Source organism: Nocardia sp. 852002-20019_SCH5090214, assembly GCF_001665865.1.
Taxonomy (GTDB): Bacteria; Actinomycetota; Actinomycetes; order Mycobacteriales; family Mycobacteriaceae; genus Nocardia; species Nocardia nova.
Genome location: NZ_LZMK01000372.1, coordinates 33,184 through 50,974 on the forward strand (window position 1 = coordinate 33,184; position 17,791 = coordinate 50,974).

Consider the following 17,791-nt stretch of genomic DNA (forward strand, 5'->3'; position numbering starts at 1 on the left):
GGCGGGCCGGAGGTAGCGCCGTGATTCAGCTGAACGGGGTCGAGTGTTCCTGCCGGACCCCGTCCACGTACAGTTCGACCTTCTCGTTGTAGAAGCAGACCAGCCCCGCGACCTTCTGGCTCTCCGGCAGGGGAGTGCGGTAGTACCAGACCAGATCGGGATAGTCGGTCTCGCCGATGCGAATGTTGTAGTACTCGGCGGTGCCCTTGTAGGGACAGCTCGTCGTGGTGGCCGAGGGCGTGAGCAGATCCATCCGCACATCGGTCAGCGGCAGGTAGTAGCGGGGGACGAGCCCGGTCTCGTAGAGGATGTGCGGCGAATCCGATTCCGCCACCACCTCGCCGCCGAGTTCCACCCGCACGGTGCGTGAACTGGCGAGGATGTCGACGCGCGTATAGGGATTGCGCGGATGGACGTAGATCGGCTCGTCCTCCTCGAACCACTGATCCATCTGTTCCCACTCCAAGCGGATGTGCTCGCGCAGCTCCGGGATCGGCGACTCCGGATAGCGAAGGGCCGCAGCGGGTCTGGTGGTATCGCCGATCACCACGTCGTAGATGTCGCCCTCGCCGCGACTGGTGGAATGCTTGGTCGATCCGGTCGCGACCAGTTCGGCGCGAACGTCCTCGACCGGCACGTAGTAGGTGGGGTAGTAGGGGCTCTCCCAGACCAGCAGTGGACGGATGGTGTCCGCGACGACGTGCCCGTCCACATAGGCCCGGATTCGCCGGTGACCCGCCTCGGTCCGTACCCGCCCCCGATTCGTCTCGGTCATTGCACCACGGTACGCGCGGAAGGTGACGCGGTGTGCGTCCGAGATTCGATCGCGCGGCGGATGATCTCTCGGGCTTTGTCTCCTGTCACGGATTCTTCGGCGAGTTCAGCGAACAATCGACCGTAGACAGCGATCTCTCGCGGCTGAGTAATCGTCAACTCGGCTGTGACAGCTTCCACGAGTGTCAGTCGTTCGTCGAAGATGACGAAATTGGTCGTTTGCATCGGTACTTCGGCTTGTGCCGGAACGATGCCGAGGAGGACTCGGGGGAGCCCGATGACGGCTAGAAGCCGGTCGAGTTGTCCGAGCACTACCGCGTCCGTGCCGACAGTGGTGTGTAGGGCTTGCTCGGCCACCAGAATGTGAAACCGGTGATCGCCGCGGTACAGCATTTGCTGGCGCTCGAGCCGTTTCGACACGCCCTCGTCCAGGTCATCAGGCACCTGGTAGAAGTCGATGTACCGGCGCAAGACGGCCGCCGCATATTCGGCGGTTTGCAGGATGCCGGGGATGATGTTCGGCTGAAAGATCCGCATCAGTTTCGACTCTTCGGCGAGCTTCACCGCTTCCTGCTGGCGACGTTTCGTACCAGTGCCGAGAACCTTCCGCCATTCGAGATATGCGGCTTGGACGTTTCGCAACGTGGCTATGAGGTCCGGCAGCTGGTCCTCGTTACCGGTGTGGGCGCAGTAGGCGTGTAAATGTGCTTCTGTCGGGCTTCTGTCGCCGGTCTCGATCTTCGACACCACCGATTCGTGCCAGCCGGCCAGGGCGGCCAGCTGGCGGCCGGACATGCCGGCGTCGCGACGAAGCCCTCGGAGGATCGCCCCGAGGGCTCGCCGTTGTTCATGGATTGCGTTCGTCACTGCTTGGCGTACTCCGCATACGGGATTGCCAGCTCCCACAGACGTTCGCGTACTCGAAGGCAGTACTCGACGATTTCGGGATCGGTGGTGACCGCCAGGCCGCCGGCGGGCGCTCCGGCCGAATCAGTCAGGTTGTAGACCACGCGTTGTGCATCCATCAACCACCAGTCGTCCGGCGGCACTTGTCCAGCGATGTGGCGGGGTACGTATCGGATGTCTTCACCGGCATCGATATTCGACCCGGTGACCGACAGCAACCACCGCTGGTAGTCCGAATGCGGCTCGGTAACCACGCGTACCCGGGACACTGTCACACCTCGAGCGGTTGTTTCTCGCATGAGGTCTTGCCAGGGCGTGTGGCTGTACGGTGCCGGCTCGCCGGCGAGGAATGCCCGTACCCGGGATTCTTCGTCGGGTACGTGGTATTCGTCCCGAACTTCGAGATGGAAGGCGCTCCGCGTGAGCTCACGAAACAGGTTCGGCCACAGGTCCGGCTCAGTGTTGGGGCGCAGCAGCATTGCCGTAGTACCTCCGTACTTGTTTCGGAACCTCGATCGCCGTCTCATTCTCTGCCAAGGTGAGCATGCTGAACACGTCCGGTTCGGTGATCGCGCGGCCGGACACCGCGAACGTACCGCGGCCGGTGTCGGTCATCGTTGAGCCGATGAACGTATCCGGCTCCGCAAATGCCGGCAGTAAATGCGGGATCTCAACGGTTCCAACAGTTGGCGTCTCCCATCCCTGCACGATGTAGGTGCCTCGATCGGTTGCGTAGAGGCTGGGGCAGCCGCCTGAGTCGGATCCGCCTTTGCCCAGGAACTTCAGGTTCAACGTCCTATCTCCCGTCCAGAGGTGTGGCACTTCTTGGCTCTTCCTCGCAGTATGTTCTCGTAAATCGACGGCTTTCGTCGCAGGTAAGGCACTTTTGCCAAGTAATGCCAAGTTGGTAGACCGACTGATGCGCCCGCTCCTACCGTTCTGACCGAGCCCCGGCACCGGGCCGAAACGACTTCCCCGGTGCCGGGTGCCATACCACGGCGCACGAGGGGATGGAGACGACATGGAAGCAAGGCCCAGGCGCGCAAGGCTTTACGTGTTTCCCGGTGGCGTGCTGGAGATAGCCGATTATGGGGACGGCGATTCGGGTGGTGTTTACCTGGAGTTCAGAAGTTCGCCTCTGCCGCAGCGTGTTTCATCCGCATCCGATGTACCCCCGCCTCTTCGCCCGATCGATTCTGCCGATGCGGAGACGTGCGGACGAGTTCTCCGGTCGCTGCGTCGGTGGCAGGCATAGTCGCGTGCTCACCGTCGCGTGGATTGTCGTCGTCGGGTTGCCGGTGGGGGTCGTCGCCTGGGCGGTCCGGCCCTACCGGGACGGGTGTTCGGTCGGGAAAGATCGACGCGGCACCGGCCCATAGCGGTATGCCCGAACTTTTCGTGCAAACCTCGGCGGAATTGCGAGAAAACTGCCGAGAACGGGCAGGTTTGCACGATCTGTTCACCGCTACCGGCCGCACGAGCGAGAACGGGTGAAGAGGGAAAGGCTGGAATCCCCTGCGGGTTTCGCGAGGGGATTCCGGCGCACCGCCGTTGCGGTCAGAGAAGGGGTACCGCAGCGGAGGGTGTCGTCGGGGCCGAGGGGGTGGATCGTCCCCGACGACGAGTTCGGTCAGTCGTCGCCGACGGTGATGGCTTCGGCTTCGGCCGGGCTGTGTTCGGCCGGGTCGTGCTCGTCCATGTGGGACAGGGCCGACCGGCCGCCGAGCAGCACCAGGACGCCGACCGCGGTACACGCGGCGCCGACCCAGAACGGCAGGGCCATCTGATGTTCGCCGAGCTTGCCGGCCAGATACGGGGCGGCGGCGCCACCGACGAACCGGACGAAGCTGTAGGCGGCCGAGGCGGTGGAGCGTTCCACCGGGGCGGAGATCATCACGGCCTCGGTGATCAGGGTGTTGTTCACGCCGAGGAACAGGCCCGCCGATACGGTGCCCACGATCAGCACCGGCTTGTGATCGGCCCAGATCGCCATCGCGGCCAGATCCGCGGCGAACAGCGCCAGCGCGGTCGCGATCATCGGCACGGTGCCGAATATGCGCTGCAGTCGCGGCGCGAAGACCACCGAAGCCAGCGCCAGCAGCAGACCCCAGCCGAAGAAGATGAACCCGATCGAATAGGTGCCCATGTTCAGCGGGAACGGGGTGTAGGCGAGCAGGGTGAAGAACCCGTAGTTGTAGAGCAGTGCGGTGATGCTGACCAGCAGCAATCCGCGGTGCCGTAAGGCCTTGAAGGGGGCCGTGATCGAGGTGTGGTGGGCCGGTTTCGGCATCTCCGGCAGCAGGGCGACGATCGCGACGAACGCCACCGCCATCAGGACGGCGACACCGAAGAACGGTGCGCGCCAGCTGAATCCGCCCAGGAATCCGCCGACCAGCGGTCCGGCGGCGATACCGATGCCCAGTGCCGCCTCGTACAGGATGATGGCCCGGGCGACTCCGCCGCTGGCCGCGCCCACGATGGTGGCCAATGCGGTCGCGATGAACAGCGCGTTACCCAGACCCCATCCGGCGCGGAAGCCGACGATCTGCCCGACCGTTCCCGACGATCCGGCCAGCGCGGCGAAGACCACGATGATGGCCAGGCCGGCGAGCAGCGTCTTCTTGGCGCCGAAGCGGCTAGACACCACGCCGGTGATCAGCATCGCGACACCGGTGACCAGCATGTAGCTGGTGAACAGCAGGGTGACCTGCGACGGCGATGCGTGCAGCTGTTCGCCGATCGGTTTCAGAATCGGATCCACCAGGCCGATACCCATGAAGGCGATGACCGAGGCGAAAGCTACTGCCCATACCGATTTGGGCTGCTTGGTCGTCGGAGTGGTCGTCGCTTCGGTCGCGGTCGGCGATGAGAGAGTGGTGCTCATCAACGCTCCTACTTCGAGACTGTATGCGGTGCAGCCGATTTCAGGGCTTCGAGGAGATCGGTCAGTTCACTTTCGAGGTGGCTGAGCCGGTCGATGCCGAAGTCGGGCAACCGGGCCGCGAGGGCGGTGCCGAACGCGCGACGGGACACGGACAACTGTTCGTGCCCCGCCGGCGTCAGCTCGACGACCACGGCTCTGGAGTCGTCGGGGTCTTTGGTGCGTGCGGCGAGTCCGGCGGCTGTCAGCCGGCCGATCAGCGCCGTTGCCGAGGGCTGGGAGCAACCGTCGATCTCCGCGAATTCGCTGATTCGCAGCGGACCGTGCTCTTCGAGCGTGGACAGCGCCCGCACCATCGCACGCGGGAGCGCTCGGGTTCCCAGCGTGCCGGCCAGTCGAGTGAGCCGCGCGGCGGTGACGGCGATGTCGACCATGAGCACCTCGGCCGGATCCGGGGCGGAGACCGAGCTCCGGGCCGAATCGGGGAGAGTGGACGACTCGTTCGACTGCACGAAAATTATGTTACATAAGCTAACTATGTATGTACATAGCCTAACTATCTATTTTCCGGTGACCTCGCGCACAGCTAGTTTCGGCAGGTCAGCGCCGCTCTTGCGGCCGCAGCCGCAACGGTTGCCGCTTCGCTGTCGGTGGCGGCGGTGGCGGCAGGCGGCTGTACCAGCAGGGTTGAACGGGGCGGAACGGCAGAGCCGGACGGCCGGGTCGCGAACACGACTCGACCCCGCGACCGTGGGGCGCGGGGTCGGAGTACGCGAGCGCGGCCGCGTGAATTGTCGGGCGATGCCGGATCAGGCGGGTCGAGCCAGCGGCCGCCCCGGCATCCCGAACAGTTCGGCATCGCCGTGCGCCCGCTTGAAATACAGATGCGCGTCGTGCTCCCAGGTGATGGCGATACCGCCGTGCATCTGCACGGTCTCCGACACCACCGAACGGAACGCGTGCGAGCAGTGGATGCGCGCCGACTCGAGGTCGAGCGTCGTCTCCGCGGTCACCGGTCGATCGAGATCCGCGATCGCGGCGTACGCGGCCGAGCGGGCCGATTCCACCAGCACGTACATATCGGCCATGCGGTGCTTGAGCGCCTGGAAACTGCCGATCGGGCGGCCGAACTGGACGCGCGACTTGCTGTACTCCACGGTCGTGTCGAGGCACTGATCGGCCGCGCCGACCTGTTCGGCGGCCAGGGCGGTCCAGGCCACCGCCCGCAGGCGAGCCGTGATCGCGTCCGCATCCCCGCCCAGCCGGGTGGCCTCCGCGCCGTCGAAGGCGACGGTGCTCAGGCGCCGCGTCGGATCCATGGTCCGGACGACGGTGCGGGTGACTCCCGGTGCGGTGGCGTCGATTTCGTAGAGTCCGTCGGCTGTCACCACCAGCAGGGTGTCGGCGTTGGCGCCGTCGAGGACGTAGTGCGCGGTCCCGGTCAATGTGCCGCCGTCGGCCCGCACCGCGTATCCCGCGGGTCCGCGAGCCGCACCGGTGCTCGCGACTGCGCTTGTTGCCCAGCCTTTTTCGTCCGCCCAGCACACCGCTAGCGTCCGGCTGCCCTCGGCGACCCCGGGCAGCAATCGCTGCGCCGCGGCGGCATCGCCCGTCGCCAGCACGGCCTGGACGCCGAGAACCGCCGATCCGAGCATCGGCGGGTTGTGCAGCGTGCGCCCCAGTTCCTCGATCACCACCAGTGCCGTATCGATCCCGGCGCCGACGCCGCCGTACTCCTCCGGAATCGCCAGCGCGGCCACACCCACCTGCTCGCACAGCAGTTGCCACAGCCGCTCGTCGTAACCGAGTTCGCTGTCGATCGCCTGCCGCAGGACGGCCCGGTCGCCGTGCCGGGTGAGGACGGCGCGTACGGTCGCGGCCAGTTCCTGCAGTTCCGCGGTATCGGTCATCGCCGTACTCCCGTCTCGTCGTCTCGGTGGTTCACGCGCCGGCCGCCACCGGCGTACGCAGCGCCGCGGCGATCCGGGCGCGATGGAAATCGGCGGTGCCCCACGCGGATCGCAGAGCGGTCACCTTGGTCAGCCACAGCGACAGATCGCATTCGGCCGTGTAACCGATGGCGCCGTGCACCTGCAGGGCGATCCGCGCCGTCCGGTACGCGGCCTCCGCGCAGGCGAACTTGGCCGCCGAGACATCGCGGGCGCGGTCGGCGGTGCCGAAGCTCAGCGCCGCGCGGTACAGCAGCGGTTCGGCCATGTCGAGGCCGATCTTCGCATCGGCCAGATGGTGTTTGATGGCCTGGTAGCGCCCGATCGGCTGCCCGAACTGATGCCGCTGGATCACATAGGCGACGCTGGTGGCCAGCATCGCGTTACCCGCGCCCAGCAGCTGGGCCGCCGCCGCCAGCGCACCGGCGTCGAACGCCGTCTCCGCCGCGGCGAGCACCGAATCACCCTGTGCCACCACCTCGTCCGGGCTCACCGTATACAGCCGCCGCGCCGCGTCCACCGATTCGATCCGGTCGCCTCGGCGAGCCGTGCACAGCTTGTCACCGTCCACGACCAGCACCACATCGGCGGAATCGGCGTCGAGGGCCGGTGTCTGCGGCGAGAGCGCGATGGTGCCGAGCGACTCACCCTCGGCGAAGCCGGGCAGCCAGCGCCGCGCCGGGCCGGAATCGTCGAGCGCCTGCAACAGCGCCGGAATCACCGCGGCGGTCTCGATCACCGGGCCCGGCACCGCGGCCCGGCCGAATTCCCGGCACGCCACCACCAGGTCGATGGTCTCGGCGCCCATCCCGTCGTATTCCTCGGCCACGGCCAGGCCCAGAGCGCCGGCGCCGGCCAGTTGCCGGATCAGTGCCCGGCCGCCACGGGCGCCGCCGCCGTTCCAGTTGCGGATGACGGCGGGCGTACCCGCGGCATCGCACATCTTGCGCAGGCTGTCGGCGAAGTCGCGTTGTTCGGGGGACAGTGCAAATCTCATCGATGGGTCCATTCGGGGGTGCGGCGCGGGGAGGCGGGGTGGCACATGGCGGATCTCAACGCGGTAGCCCGAGCAGGCGCTCGGCGACGATATTGCGCTGAATCTCGTTGGTACCGGCATAGATCGGGCCAGCCAGCGAGAACAGGTAGCCGTCGGTCCAGGCGCTGCTCTGCTCGGCCGAGGCGCCGAGCAGATCCAGGGCGGTCTCGTGCATCGCGATATCGAGTTCGGACCAGAAGACCTTGTTGATCGACGATTCCGCGCCGAGTTTGCCGCCCTCCGACAGCCGGGTCACGGTGCCGAGGGTGTTGAGCCGGTAGGCCTCCGCGCCGATCCACGCGTCGACCACGCGGTTGCGGGCCGCGGTGTCGGCCGGATCGGCGGTCTCGCGCCACAGCTCGATCAAGCGCGCGGCCGTGGCGTTGAACCGGCCCGGGCTGCGCAGCGACAGGCCGCGTTCGTTGCTGGAGGTGCTCATCGCCACCCGCCAGCCCGCGCCCGGTTCGCCGATCACATCGCGATCGGGGACGAAGACGTTGTCCAGGAAGATCTCCGCGAAACCGGGCTCGCCGTCGAGCTGCGGGATGGGCCGCACGGTCACACCGTCCGCGGACAGCGGGAACATCACATAGGTGAGGCCTGAATGCCGCGAAGCGGCCAAACCCTTACTGCGCCGCTCCTCCTCTGTTTCGCTGCGGAACAGGCCGAAGGCCCAGTCCGCGAACGAGGCTCGCGAACTCCAGGTCTTCTGCCCGTTGAGCACCCAGCCGCCCTCGACCCGCTTCGCGCTGGAGCGAATGCCCGCGAGGTCGCTACCGGCCTCCGGCTCCGACCATGCCTGCGCCCAGATGTCGTCGGCGCGAGCCATTCTCGGCAGGATGCGCTCGAGCTGTTCCGGCGTGCCGTGTTCGAACAGGGTGGGGGCCAGCAGGAAGATGCCGTTCTGGCTCACCCGCCCGGGCGCGCCCGCGGCGTAGTACTCCTCCTCGAACAGCACCCACTCGAGCAGCGAGGCGTCGCGCCCGCCGTATTCGCGCTGCCACGACACCACCGAGAGCCGGGCATCGGCGAGGGTGTGCTCCCAGGCTCGATGCGCCTCGAAACCCTCCCGGGTGTCCATCGACGGCAGCGGTTCGGCGGGGACGTTCGCGCGCAGGAATTCGCGCACTTCGAGCTGAAATTGCGCTGCGGCCGAATCGAGTTCGAGATCCATCTACTTGCCGCTCCGTTCTGCGGTCGTGGCGGTCGTTGCGGTCGCCTTCATCGACTTGGCGGTCATACCGGCCAGCGAGTCGGTGCCGACCTCGGCGTTGTGGGCGTGGGCGAAGTGGTGCAGGCCGAAGACCGAATCCATGCCGGCGCGCAACCCCATCAGGTCCTCGCACTGGTTGACGGCCTTCTTGGTCAGCGCCAAGCCGAATTGCGGCATGGTGGCGATCTTCTCGGCCAGCTCGAGAGTGTGCGATTCCAATTCGGCGCGAGGCACGACCCGGTTGACCATGCCCCACTCGTAGGCCTGCTCGGCGCTGAACCGATCACCGGTGAACAGCACCTCCTTGGCCCGCCGCGGGCCCAGCACCCAGGGGTGCGCGAAGTATTCGACGCCCGGAATGCCCATCCGGACAACGGGATCGGAGAAGAAGGCGTCGTCGGCGGCGACGATCATGTCGCACACCCAGGCCAGCATCATCGCGCCCGCGATGCAGGCGCCCTGCACCATCGCGATGGTGGGTTTGGGAATCTCCCGCCAGCGCCGGCACATGCCGAGGTAGACCTCGAGCTCCCGGGCGAAGCGCTGATCGCCGCCGGGCCGGTCGACGTGGTCCCACCACAGCGCGGCCTTGTTGTCGTATTCGATGTGGTGGTCGCGTCCGGGCGTGCCGATGTCGTGCCCGGCGCTGAAGTGTTTTCCGCTGCCCGCCAGGATGATCACCTTGACCTCGGCGTCCTCGACCGCCCGCGTGAAGGCGGCGTCGAGCGCGTAGGTCATCACCGAATTCTGGGCGTTGCGGTAGTCGGGCCGGTTCATCGTGACCAGGGCGATCGGACCACGGCGCTCGTAGGTGACGACCTCGCCCTCGTCCGGAATCGGCGCGGGGGTTGCGTCTGTGGTCACGAGATCTCCTCACGTAGTTGCCGCTTGAGCACCTTGCCGGCGGCGCTGTAGGGCAGCCGGTCCCGGAACTCCACGAATCGCGGCACCTTGAAATTGGCCAGGGTCTTCTTCGCGTAGGCGACGACGTCGTCTTCGGACAGTTCGGCGCCCGCCCGGCGCACGATGTAGGCCTTGCCGACCTCGCCCATCCGCTCGTCCGGCACCCCGATCACGGCGGATTCGGCGACGCCGTCGAGCCGGGCCAGAGTCTGTTCGATCTCGGCCGGGTAGACGTTGAAGCCGCCGGAGATGTACATGTCCTTGAGCCGGTCGGTGATCTTGAGATAGCCGCGCTCGTCGAGGATTCCGACGTCGCCGGTGTGCAACCAGCCGTCGGCGTCGATGGTCTTGGCCGTGGCCTCGGGATCGTCGAGATAGCCGACCATCACGTTCGGCCCGCGCAGCAACACCTCGCCGTGATCGCCGATGCGCACCTCGAATCCGGCCATGGCCGCACCGGAGGTATTGGCGATGGTCTCCGGATCGTCGTCGGGCAGGCACATGGTGCCGAAGCCGGAGGATTCGGAGAGGCCGTACGCGGTGACGACCACCTCGAATTCCAGTTCGCTGCGCATTCTCTCGACCAGCACCACGGGTACGGTCGCCGCGCCGGTGACCGCCACCCGCAGGCTGCTCAGATCGAAATCGGCGCGGGCGGGATGTTCCAGGATGGTCTGGTAGATCGTCGGCGGACCGGTCAATACCGTGATGGCCTGCTCCTGCACCATCCGCATCGTCTGCGGCACGTCGAAGGTCGCCTGCGGGACGATCGTGGCGCCGGTGACCAGGCAGGCGAGGATGGCCGCCTTGTAGCCGAAGTTGTGGAAGAACGGCGGGATCACCAGATAGCGATCGGAGCTGTTCAGCGTCGACCGCTCCACCCAGGCCCGCACCACATCGAGCGCCTGGCGCTGGGCGACGAGCGTGCCCTTGCTGCGGCCGGTGGTGCCCGAGGTGAACAGGATGTCGGCGATGTCTTCGGGCTCGACCGATTCCGCGCGCGCGATCACCTTCTCCACCGGCGTCTGCGCGGCGAGTTCGGCCAGTTGCGACCAGGCGACGGCATCGTCGTAGGCCGATTCGCCCTCCGCCGGAATGACGATGATCGTGCCGACCGCCAATTCCGGTGCGGCCGCGCGCAATTCCGCGAGGCGCTGCCGGCCCAGGAACGGATCGGCGATGAACAGCGCCTTCGCGTCGACCCGGGCGATCACATCGGCGGCCTCGTCGGCGACGTAGCGGGTGTTGAGCGGAACCAGTGCGGCGCCGGTGTAGTGCGTGGCCAGTGCGGCCACCACCCAGTGCCAGGTGTTGGGCGCCCAGATCGCGATCCGATCGCCGCGCTGGATTCCGCGCGCGATCAGCGCCCCCGCCGTCTGCCGCACGGCATCGAGTAGTTGCACCCAGCTCAGGTGCACCTCGCCGTCGCTGACCGCCGCCGCATCGCCGTGGATGCGCGCGGCTTCGTGCAGGGCGAGAGGGGTGGTCTGCACAGGGGGTGTCACGTCGTCCTCGTCTTCTACACGCTGGTCGACGGGCCGAGCGGCCGGCTTGTCCGGCGTGGTGACGGCTCGGTCCGTCGGTCGATTCGCGCTGCAGAGCTCACCGCTCTACAAAGCAAGTGCTTGGTAGGTTACTCTACCGGAGTGAGTGCGATCCAGACCCCCGATTCCGCCGCCGGCGCGGATGCCTCCGGCACGGCGGCCCCCGGTACGGAAAACGCAGCCGACCAGGAATTCCGCGCCGAAGTGCGGGAATGGCTGGCCGAAAACCTGAACGGGCAGTTCCGCGAGCTGCGCGGGCTCGGCGGGCCCGGAAGTGAGCACGAAGCCTTCGACGAGCGGCTGGAGTGGGACCGCCACCTCGCCGCGGCGGGGTTGACCTGCCTGGGCTGGCCGGTCGAGTACGGCGGCCGGGCGGCGACGCTGCGCCAGCAGGTGATCTTCCACGAGGAGTACGCGAGCGCGAATGCCCCGGCGCGCGTCTCGCACCTGGGGGAGGAGCTGCTCGGCCCGACCCTGCTCGCCTTCGGCACCGAGGAGCAGAAACAGCGTTTCCTGCCCGGTATCCGCTCGGTCACCGAACTATGGTGTCAGGGATATTCCGAGCCCGGGGCCGGTTCGGACCTGGCGAACGTGTCGACCAGCGCCCGGCTCGACGGTGACGAATGGTCGATCAACGGCCAGAAGATCTGGACCTCGCTGGCGCATCTGTCGGACTGGTGTTTCGTCATCGCCCGCACCGAATCCGGCTCGACCCGCCACCACGGCCTGTCCTATCTGCTGGTGCCGATGAAGCAGCCCGGTATCGAGGTGCGCCCGATCATCCAGCTCACCGGAACCGCCGAATTCAACGAGGTGTTCTTCGACAACGCCCGCACCGCCGCCGATCTGGTGGTGGGCAAACCCGGTGAGGGCTGGCGAGTCGCCATGGGCACGTTGACCTTCGAGCGCGGCATCTCCACCGTCGGCCAGCAGATCCGGTTCGCGCGCGAACTGTCGAATCTGGAGGCGGTGGCGAAAGCCAATGGCGCGCTGGCGGATCCGGCTCTGGCCGAACGCATCGACCAGGCGTGGGTGGGTTTGCGCGTGCTGCGCGCACACGCGCTGCGGACCCTGGAATCGGCGCATCAGAACGTCGACGCCCGCACCGCCGCCGGCCAGGCCTCGGTCTCGAAGCTGTTGTGGGCCAATTGGCATCGCGGCCTCGGCGAACTGGCCATGGACGTGCTCGGCGCCGAAGGCCTGATCGCCCGGCCTCCGGTCGGCGGCACCGGCTCCGCCCTCGATCCGCACCCTGCGGACGATCTGAACCAATGGCAGCGCCTCTATCTGTTCACCCGCGCCGACACGATCTACGGCGGCTCGAACGAAGTGCAGCGCAACATCATCTCCGAACGCGTGCTCGGCCTGCCCCGCGAAGCCCGCTGACCACCCCGCCCGGCCGAACGCTCGGCCGGAAACCATCGGCCGAAGCCGCTGTTCGGCCGTAAGGAAGGACCTACAGTGCCTGATCTCTCGGTTCCGCCCCAGCCGATCTCCGGTCACGGACTGCTCGCCGGCCGGGTCGCGGTGATCACCGCCGCCGCCGGCACGGGCATCGGATCGGCCACCGCGCGCCGCATGCTCGACGAGGGCGCCGACGTCGTGGTCTCCGACTGGCACGAACGCCGGCTGAAGCAGACCGAGGAGGAGCTGGCCGCGGAATTCCCGCAGCGCAAGGTCGCCTCGGTGGTCTGCGACGTGACCAGTACCGAACAGGTCGACGAACTGATCCGCGCCGCGGCGCAGCGCCTGGGCCGCATCGACATCATGGTCAACAACGCCGGCCTGGGCGGTGAGACGCCGGTCGTCGACATGACCGACGAACAGTGGGATCGCGTCCTGGACATCACGCTGAACGGCACCTTCCGCTGCACCCGCGCCGCGCTGAACTACTTCCGCACCGCGGGCCACGGCGGCGTGATCGTCAACAACGCCAGCGTGCTCGGCTGGCGGGCCCAGCACGGCCAGGCCCACTACGCGGCCGCCAAGGCCGGTGTCATGGCATTGACCCGCTGCAGCGCCGTGGAGGCCGCGGAACTGGGCGTGCGGATCAACGCGGTCGCGCCGAGCATCGCCCGCCACCCCTTCCTGGACAAGGTGAGCTCCACCGAACTGCTCGATCGCCTGGCCGCGGGCGAGGCCTTCGGCCGGGCCGCCGAGCCGTGGGAGGTCGCCGCCGCCATCGCGATGCTCGCCAGCGACTACACCTCCTACATGACAGGCGAAGTCGTCTCGGTAAGCAGCCAACGCGCTTGAGAAGAAACCTCTGCGAGAGGCACGCCCCGACGGCCCTGAGGTAACGCACCAGGGTGCACAGCTGCGAGAGGTACACCCTGGTGGTTCTCGGCCCAGGGGGCCGAGAACCCCGCCGCAGCGAAGCGGAGGCGAAAAAACACTGGCGCCGACTGCCCTTACCTGTGGGATCCTGAGAACGTCCGGTTCCGACAGTTCGAAGGGACCACGACCCATGGGTCTGGACGGTCGACAGGAAGACAACGACGTACTGGAACTCGAGTTGATTCGCGAGGTGGTGCTCGCGCGGCGGCGGCAGGACAGCGTCGTGCTCGCCGCTCTCACCCTCGGTGCGGAATTGCTCGATCACCCCGATGCGCACGCGACGGCGACCCGCGCTGCGCAGATTCTGCACGAACACGAGGTCGACGAGGCCGAGGTGGCACGCGATCCGCGTGCCGCCCTGCGTGCGGATATGGCCCGCGATCGGCGGCGAGTGCGGCGCATCGGCGCCGGCTGCGGCCCGGGGGAGGCCGATCCCGGTGGGGAACGCCGCCGGCAGCAGACCGCCTTGCTGTGCGAGGTGCGCGCCGATCTACTGGAGGTGGTCCGGCGCTGCCGGCGGTTCCGATTCGATCGCCTCGCCTTCGCCGACGGCATCGATCGAGGACTGGCCGCGGCCACCGGCAAATTGGAGGGCGCCGCCGATCGCGACACCTATCTGGCGTGGCGGCGCGGCATCGTGCTCAAACTCAGTGAGATCCCGGATCCGGCCGGCCCCCCGCGGGCGATGGCGACCGTGGACGCGGGACCCGGCCGGGGGCCGCTGACGGTGGAATGGGACAGCTGCGAGCGTCGGCTCGCGCTGGTGGCACGGATGAAACGGGCCGGTATCCCGCCGATGGAGATCTGCGATCGGCTCCTCGTCGATCTGTCGATGTCCTCGCCGCTGCGCTATTCCATTCGGTGAGCCACCACCGTAGACCAAGCAAATGCTTGGTTGTATTATGGCCGAGTGACCGCATCCGAGGCCTCCAAATCCGCACGCCGCAACGAGTTGCTCGGCCTGGCCGCCGGCCTGTTCGCCGAGCGCGGCCTGCGTGCGACCACGGTCCGCGATATCGCCGATGCGGCGGGGATTCTATCCGGCAGTCTCTACCACCACTTCGACTCGAAAGAGGCGATGGTGGACGAGATTCTGCGCGGCTTCCTCGACGATCTGTTCGGCCGCTACCGCGAGATCGTCGCCTCCAACCTGTCGCCGCGAGCCACGCTCGAGGCGCTGGTCATCGCCTCCTGTGAATCGTTCGACCGCTGGCATTCGGCCGTCGCGATCTATCAGGCCGAGGCCAAAAGGCTCAGTGACACACCGCGTTTCGAGTACATCGCGGAATACAACCGGGAATTCCGGGAGCTGTGGCGCAATGTGCTCACCGAGGGCGTGCGCGACGGCAGCTTCCGCCCCGAACTCGATGTCGAGCTCGCCTTCCGCTTCCTGCGCGACACCGTCTGGGTGGCGGTGCGCTGGTATCAGCCCGGCGGCCGCATCACCGCGGACACCCTCGCCAAGCAGTATCTGACCATCGTGCTCGATGGGCTCACCAACCCCGAGAACCGTTCCGGCGCAGTTCATTCCGGAGCATCTCAGTCCGGCGCCGAATCCGGCACATCCGAATAGGAGCGTTACATGTCCACACCGTCCGATCGCCGCCGGTACGCGCCGGTACGCGAGGCCTACGTCATCGATGCCGTGCGGACGCCGATCGGTAAGCGCGGCGGTGCGCTGGCCGGTGTGCATCCCGCCGACCTCGGCGCGGCGGCACTGCAGGGGTTGCTGGGCCGCAACGCCATCGATCCCGGCAACGTCGACGATGTGATCTTCGGCTGTGTCGACGCCATCGGCCCGCAGGCCGGCAACATCGCCCGGACAGCCTGGCTGGCGGCCGGATATCCGGAGGAGGTCCCCGGTACCACGGTGGACCGTCAGTGCGGATCCAGCCAGCAGGCGATCAATTTCGGCGCGCAGGCCATCATGAGCGGCACCGCCGAGGTGATCGTCGCCGGGGGCGTGCAGAACATGAGCGCGATCCCGATCTCGGCCGCCATGCTGGCCGGTAAGGAATACGGTTTCGACTCACCGTTCGTCGGCGCCAAGGGCTGGGACCACCGCTACGGCACCGGTGAGGTCTCGCAGTTCAACGGCGCGCAGCTGATCGCCGAGAAGTGGGATATCAGCCGGGAAGATATGGAGCGCTGGGCACTTCGCAGCCACGAACGCGCCCGCAAGGCCATCGCCGAGGGTTCCTTCGATCGCGAGATCGTGCCGGTCGGCGATTTCTGGATCGACGAGGGCCCGCGCGAGACCAGCCTGGAGAAGATGGCCGGACTCAAGCCGCTCAGCGAGGGCAGCCGCCTGACCGCCGCGGTCGCCAGCCAGATCTCCGACGGCGCCAGCGCCACCCTGCTGGCCTCCGACTGGGCCGTCGCCGAATACGGCTTGAAGCCGCGCGCCCGCATCCACCACGTCAGCGCCCGCGGCGCCGACCCGATCTACATGCTCACCGCGCCGATCCCGGCGACCAAGTGGGCGCTGGAGCAGACCGGGCTGACCATCGACGACATCGATGTCGTCGAGATCAACGAGGCATTCGCCTCCGTGGTGCTGGCCTGGCTGAAGGAGACCGGCGCGAACCCCGACAAGGTGAACGTGCACGGCGGCGCGATCGCGCTCGGACATCCGCTCGGCGCCACCGGCGCGAAGCTGTTCGCCACCCTGCTCAACGAGCTCGAGCGGGTGAACGGCCGCTACGGCCTGCTCACCATCTGCGAGGGCGGCGGCACGGCCAACGTCACCATCATCGAGCGAATCTCCTGAGCCGCTTCGCCTTTCGTCAGGCGAATCCGATCCGGTGAACACGGAAGAGGCCCCGCACGCCGCGGGGCCTCTTCTCATATAGTCCGGTGGGCTCAGATCACCGGGTCCAGCGAATTGCCCGGCGCGATGGCGCCGCAGTTCGCCGGCGCCGGCCGGCCCGCGAACCGGTCGTCGAGCCAGAGCAGGGCCTCCGGCAGCCACGCGATGGTCGACGGAGTGTGGCTGAGCAGGTCGTACTGCCGATACAGGATCGCGGAGTTCCCGGTGTCGCAGTACTGCCGGGCCAGGCTGCGCACGTCGCCCGCGACCATCACGCCGTCACCGGGGCCGGACACCGGCTTACCGTTGTCGGTCCCTTCCAGCACGCCGTTGGCGCCCTGCCCGATGAGCATCGGAATCGTCGGCGTCGGCGCCAGACCGAGGTCGACCTTGCGCACCGCCGCGACGAACGGCGCCACGCTGTTGGGATCGGCGTACTCCGGCTTCACCATCTGGGCCCAGGTCAGGCCCGGGTATTGGAACAGCACATTGGCGATGGACGCGTACTGCATCTTGTTCAGGATCTCGGCGCCGTACGCACTCATATAAGGCGAGAAGTCGATGTCGTAGGAGCGGCCGATGCCGATCACCGCCATGGCCGCCACCCCGGCCCAGCCGAAACTGCCGTCGATATAGCGCAGGTTGCGTGCCGGATTGACCAGGACGCCACCTTCGGCCGCCCCGACCAGCTGCCGGTCGACATCCGGGGCGTAGACCGGCGCCAGGGCCGCGGCCCAGTTGGTGGCGATCGCGCCGCCCGAATATCCGAACAGCGCGACGCGGGTCTGCTCGTTCAGGCCGACCTGCGCCGAGTGGGTCGCCGCCCGGATCGAGTCCAGGGTGTTCATTCCGTACTCGGGGCCCGCGGCGAAATCGGCCGCCTGGCCCTCGGTGTCGGCGACGATGATCGTGTAGCCCTGCGCCAGCAGCGGCGCGATCAGCTCACCCTCCACATTGTTCACCGCGCCGCCGAAGGACACATTGCCCGCGACCGATCGCGACGGCCCGTCCTCGGGATTGAGCGAGTCGTAGAAGGACTGGTAGGCAACGGCTTTCGCAGGATCGACGCCGGTCGGCGGCAGGAGTACGGAGGTGACGTTCACGGCCGGACGCTGCCGGGCATCGGTCGTGCGGTACTGCAGCTGCACGGCCGTGACGGGCGTCGGGATGCCCGCGAAGTGGTACGGCATCGTCCGCGTCTGCAACACGGTTCCCGGTGCGATCGAGGACAGCGGCGCCGCGCCCGTGTACTCGTAGAACGAATCGGATGCCGCGTGCGCATTCGGTGCGAGACCGGTCGCTGAGCCGACGAGCAATGACATGGCCGCGACGGCGGTCGCGATCTGAAGGACTGCGCGTCCTCGTTTCACCAGAGTCCCCTTCTACCCGAACCGGACACCTTCGTCCGGTTACTCGTTGGTAGTGTGAACCCAATCACC

General features: G+C 67.4%; 17 protein-coding genes. 5 read left to right on the forward strand and 12 right to left on the reverse strand.

The genetic code is table 11. The features are described from left to right. Positions 1-25: 25 nt before the first annotated feature. The 11 genes from A5780_RS30390 to A5780_RS30440 form a co-directional block, all read right to left on the reverse strand. Positions 26-775, reverse strand: a complete 750-nt coding sequence (locus A5780_RS30390; RefSeq protein WP_064910641.1) for a DUF427 domain-containing protein — start codon at positions 773-775, stop codon at positions 26-28. Further along, the gene (locus tag A5780_RS30395) at positions 772-1,641 is read right to left on the reverse strand and encodes a helix-turn-helix transcriptional regulator (RefSeq protein WP_082941044.1); all 870 of its coding nucleotides are present in this window, start codon (positions 1,639-1,641) and stop codon (positions 772-774) included. The genes A5780_RS30390 and A5780_RS30395 overlap by 4 nt, the downstream gene beginning before the upstream one ends. Further along, positions 1,638-2,159, reverse strand: coding sequence for a DUF6879 family protein (locus tag A5780_RS30400; RefSeq protein WP_064910643.1), 522 nt, complete (start codon positions 2,157-2,159; stop codon positions 1,638-1,640). Before A5780_RS30400 ends, A5780_RS30395 begins: the two co-directional genes overlap by 4 nt. Further along, positions 2,137-2,472, reverse strand: a complete 336-nt coding sequence (locus A5780_RS30405; RefSeq protein WP_064910665.1) for a hypothetical protein — start codon at positions 2,470-2,472, stop codon at positions 2,137-2,139. Before A5780_RS30405 ends, A5780_RS30400 begins: the two co-directional genes overlap by 23 nt. 838 nt (positions 2,473-3,310) lie before the next feature. Continuing rightward, positions 3,311-4,564 carry an MFS transporter gene (locus A5780_RS30410; protein ID WP_064910645.1) on the reverse strand — a complete coding sequence of 418 codons (1,254 nt, stop codon included), beginning with the start codon at positions 4,562-4,564 and terminating at the stop codon, positions 3,311-3,313. A gap of 8 nt (positions 4,565-4,572) precedes the next feature. After that, positions 4,573-5,073, reverse strand: a complete 501-nt coding sequence (locus A5780_RS30415; RefSeq protein WP_231983152.1) for a MarR family winged helix-turn-helix transcriptional regulator — start codon at positions 5,071-5,073, stop codon at positions 4,573-4,575. Between the two features lie 297 nt (positions 5,074-5,370). Next, positions 5,371-6,471, reverse strand: coding sequence for an acyl-CoA dehydrogenase family protein (locus tag A5780_RS30420; RefSeq protein WP_064906840.1), 1,101 nt, complete (start codon positions 6,469-6,471; stop codon positions 5,371-5,373). 31 nt (positions 6,472-6,502) lie between these two features. Next, complete coding sequence (locus A5780_RS30425) at positions 6,503-7,507, reverse strand: acyl-CoA dehydrogenase family protein (protein ID WP_063010045.1); 1,005 nt, start codon at positions 7,505-7,507, stop codon at positions 6,503-6,505. 55 nt (positions 7,508-7,562) lie between these two features. Then, a complete protein-coding gene (locus A5780_RS30430; protein WP_030518688.1) occupies positions 7,563-8,720 on the reverse strand; it encodes an acyl-CoA dehydrogenase family protein in 1,158 nt (385 codons plus the stop codon). Next, the gene (locus tag A5780_RS30435) at positions 8,721-9,623 is read right to left on the reverse strand and encodes an enoyl-CoA hydratase (RefSeq protein WP_255359499.1); all 903 of its coding nucleotides are present in this window, start codon (positions 9,621-9,623) and stop codon (positions 8,721-8,723) included. Continuing rightward, the gene (locus tag A5780_RS30440) at positions 9,620-11,167 is read right to left on the reverse strand and encodes a FadD3 family acyl-CoA ligase (protein ID WP_063010043.1); all 1,548 of its coding nucleotides are present in this window, start codon (positions 11,165-11,167) and stop codon (positions 9,620-9,622) included. The genes A5780_RS30435 and A5780_RS30440 overlap by 4 nt, the downstream gene beginning before the upstream one ends. Before the next feature lie 141 nt (positions 11,168-11,308). Here A5780_RS30440 and A5780_RS30445 point away from each other — a divergent pair, with 141 nt between their 5' ends. The 5 genes from A5780_RS30445 (at position 11,309) to A5780_RS30465 (ending at position 16,313) form a co-directional block, all read left to right on the forward strand. Next, positions 11,309-12,592, forward strand: a complete 1,284-nt coding sequence (locus tag A5780_RS30445; RefSeq protein WP_082856658.1) for an acyl-CoA dehydrogenase family protein — start codon at positions 11,309-11,311, stop codon at positions 12,590-12,592. Positions 12,593-12,667: 75 nt separating this feature from the next. Next, the gene (locus A5780_RS30450; RefSeq protein ID WP_064910647.1) at positions 12,668-13,462 is read left to right on the forward strand and encodes an SDR family oxidoreductase; all 795 of its coding nucleotides are present in this window, start codon (positions 12,668-12,670) and stop codon (positions 13,460-13,462) included. Positions 13,463-13,673: 211 nt separating this feature from the next. Then, the gene (locus A5780_RS30455; protein ID WP_063010041.1) at positions 13,674-14,408 is read left to right on the forward strand and encodes a hypothetical protein; all 735 of its coding nucleotides are present in this window, start codon (positions 13,674-13,676) and stop codon (positions 14,406-14,408) included. 45 nt (positions 14,409-14,453) lie between these two features. Next, entirely contained in the window at positions 14,454-15,116 is a 663-nt protein-coding gene (locus A5780_RS30460) for a TetR/AcrR family transcriptional regulator (protein ID WP_063010039.1), read from the forward strand. A gap of 9 nt (positions 15,117-15,125) precedes the next feature. Then, a complete protein-coding gene (locus A5780_RS30465; RefSeq protein WP_051757277.1) occupies positions 15,126-16,313 on the forward strand; it encodes an acetyl-CoA C-acetyltransferase in 1,188 nt (395 codons plus the stop codon). 92 nt (positions 16,314-16,405) lie between these two features. Here the strand turns inward: A5780_RS30465 and A5780_RS30470 are convergent, their stop codons facing one another. Next, positions 16,406-17,722, reverse strand: coding sequence for a lipase family protein (locus A5780_RS30470; protein WP_369829561.1), 1,317 nt, complete (start codon positions 17,720-17,722; stop codon positions 16,406-16,408). Between the last annotated feature and the right edge of the window lie 69 nt (positions 17,723-17,791).

What these genes read in the sequence shown, in the direction of transcription:
- A5780_RS30455 (WP_063010041.1), top strand. Translation starts at nt 13,674, where the DNA reads ATGGGTCTGGACGGTCGACAGGAAGACAACGACGTACTGGAACTCGAG.
- A5780_RS30390 (WP_064910641.1), bottom strand. Translation starts at nt 775, where the DNA reads ATGACCGAGACGAATCGGGGGCGGGTACGGACCGAGGCGGGTCACCGG.
- A5780_RS30465 (WP_051757277.1), top strand. Translation starts at nt 15,126, where the DNA reads ATGTCCACACCGTCCGATCGCCGCCGGTACGCGCCGGTACGCGAGGCC.
- A5780_RS30420 (WP_064906840.1), bottom strand. Translation starts at nt 6,471, where the DNA reads ATGACCGATACCGCGGAACTGCAGGAACTGGCCGCGACCGTACGCGCC.
- A5780_RS30400 (WP_064910643.1), bottom strand. Translation starts at nt 2,159, where the DNA reads ATGCTGCTGCGCCCCAACACTGAGCCGGACCTGTGGCCGAACCTGTTT.
- A5780_RS30410 (WP_064910645.1), bottom strand. Translation starts at nt 4,564, where the DNA reads ATGAGCACCACTCTCTCATCGCCGACCGCGACCGAAGCGACGACCACT.
- A5780_RS30430 (WP_030518688.1), bottom strand. Translation starts at nt 8,720, where the DNA reads ATGGATCTCGAACTCGATTCGGCCGCAGCGCAATTTCAGCTCGAAGTG.
- A5780_RS30425 (WP_063010045.1), bottom strand. Translation starts at nt 7,507, where the DNA reads ATGAGATTTGCACTGTCCCCCGAACAACGCGACTTCGCCGACAGCCTG.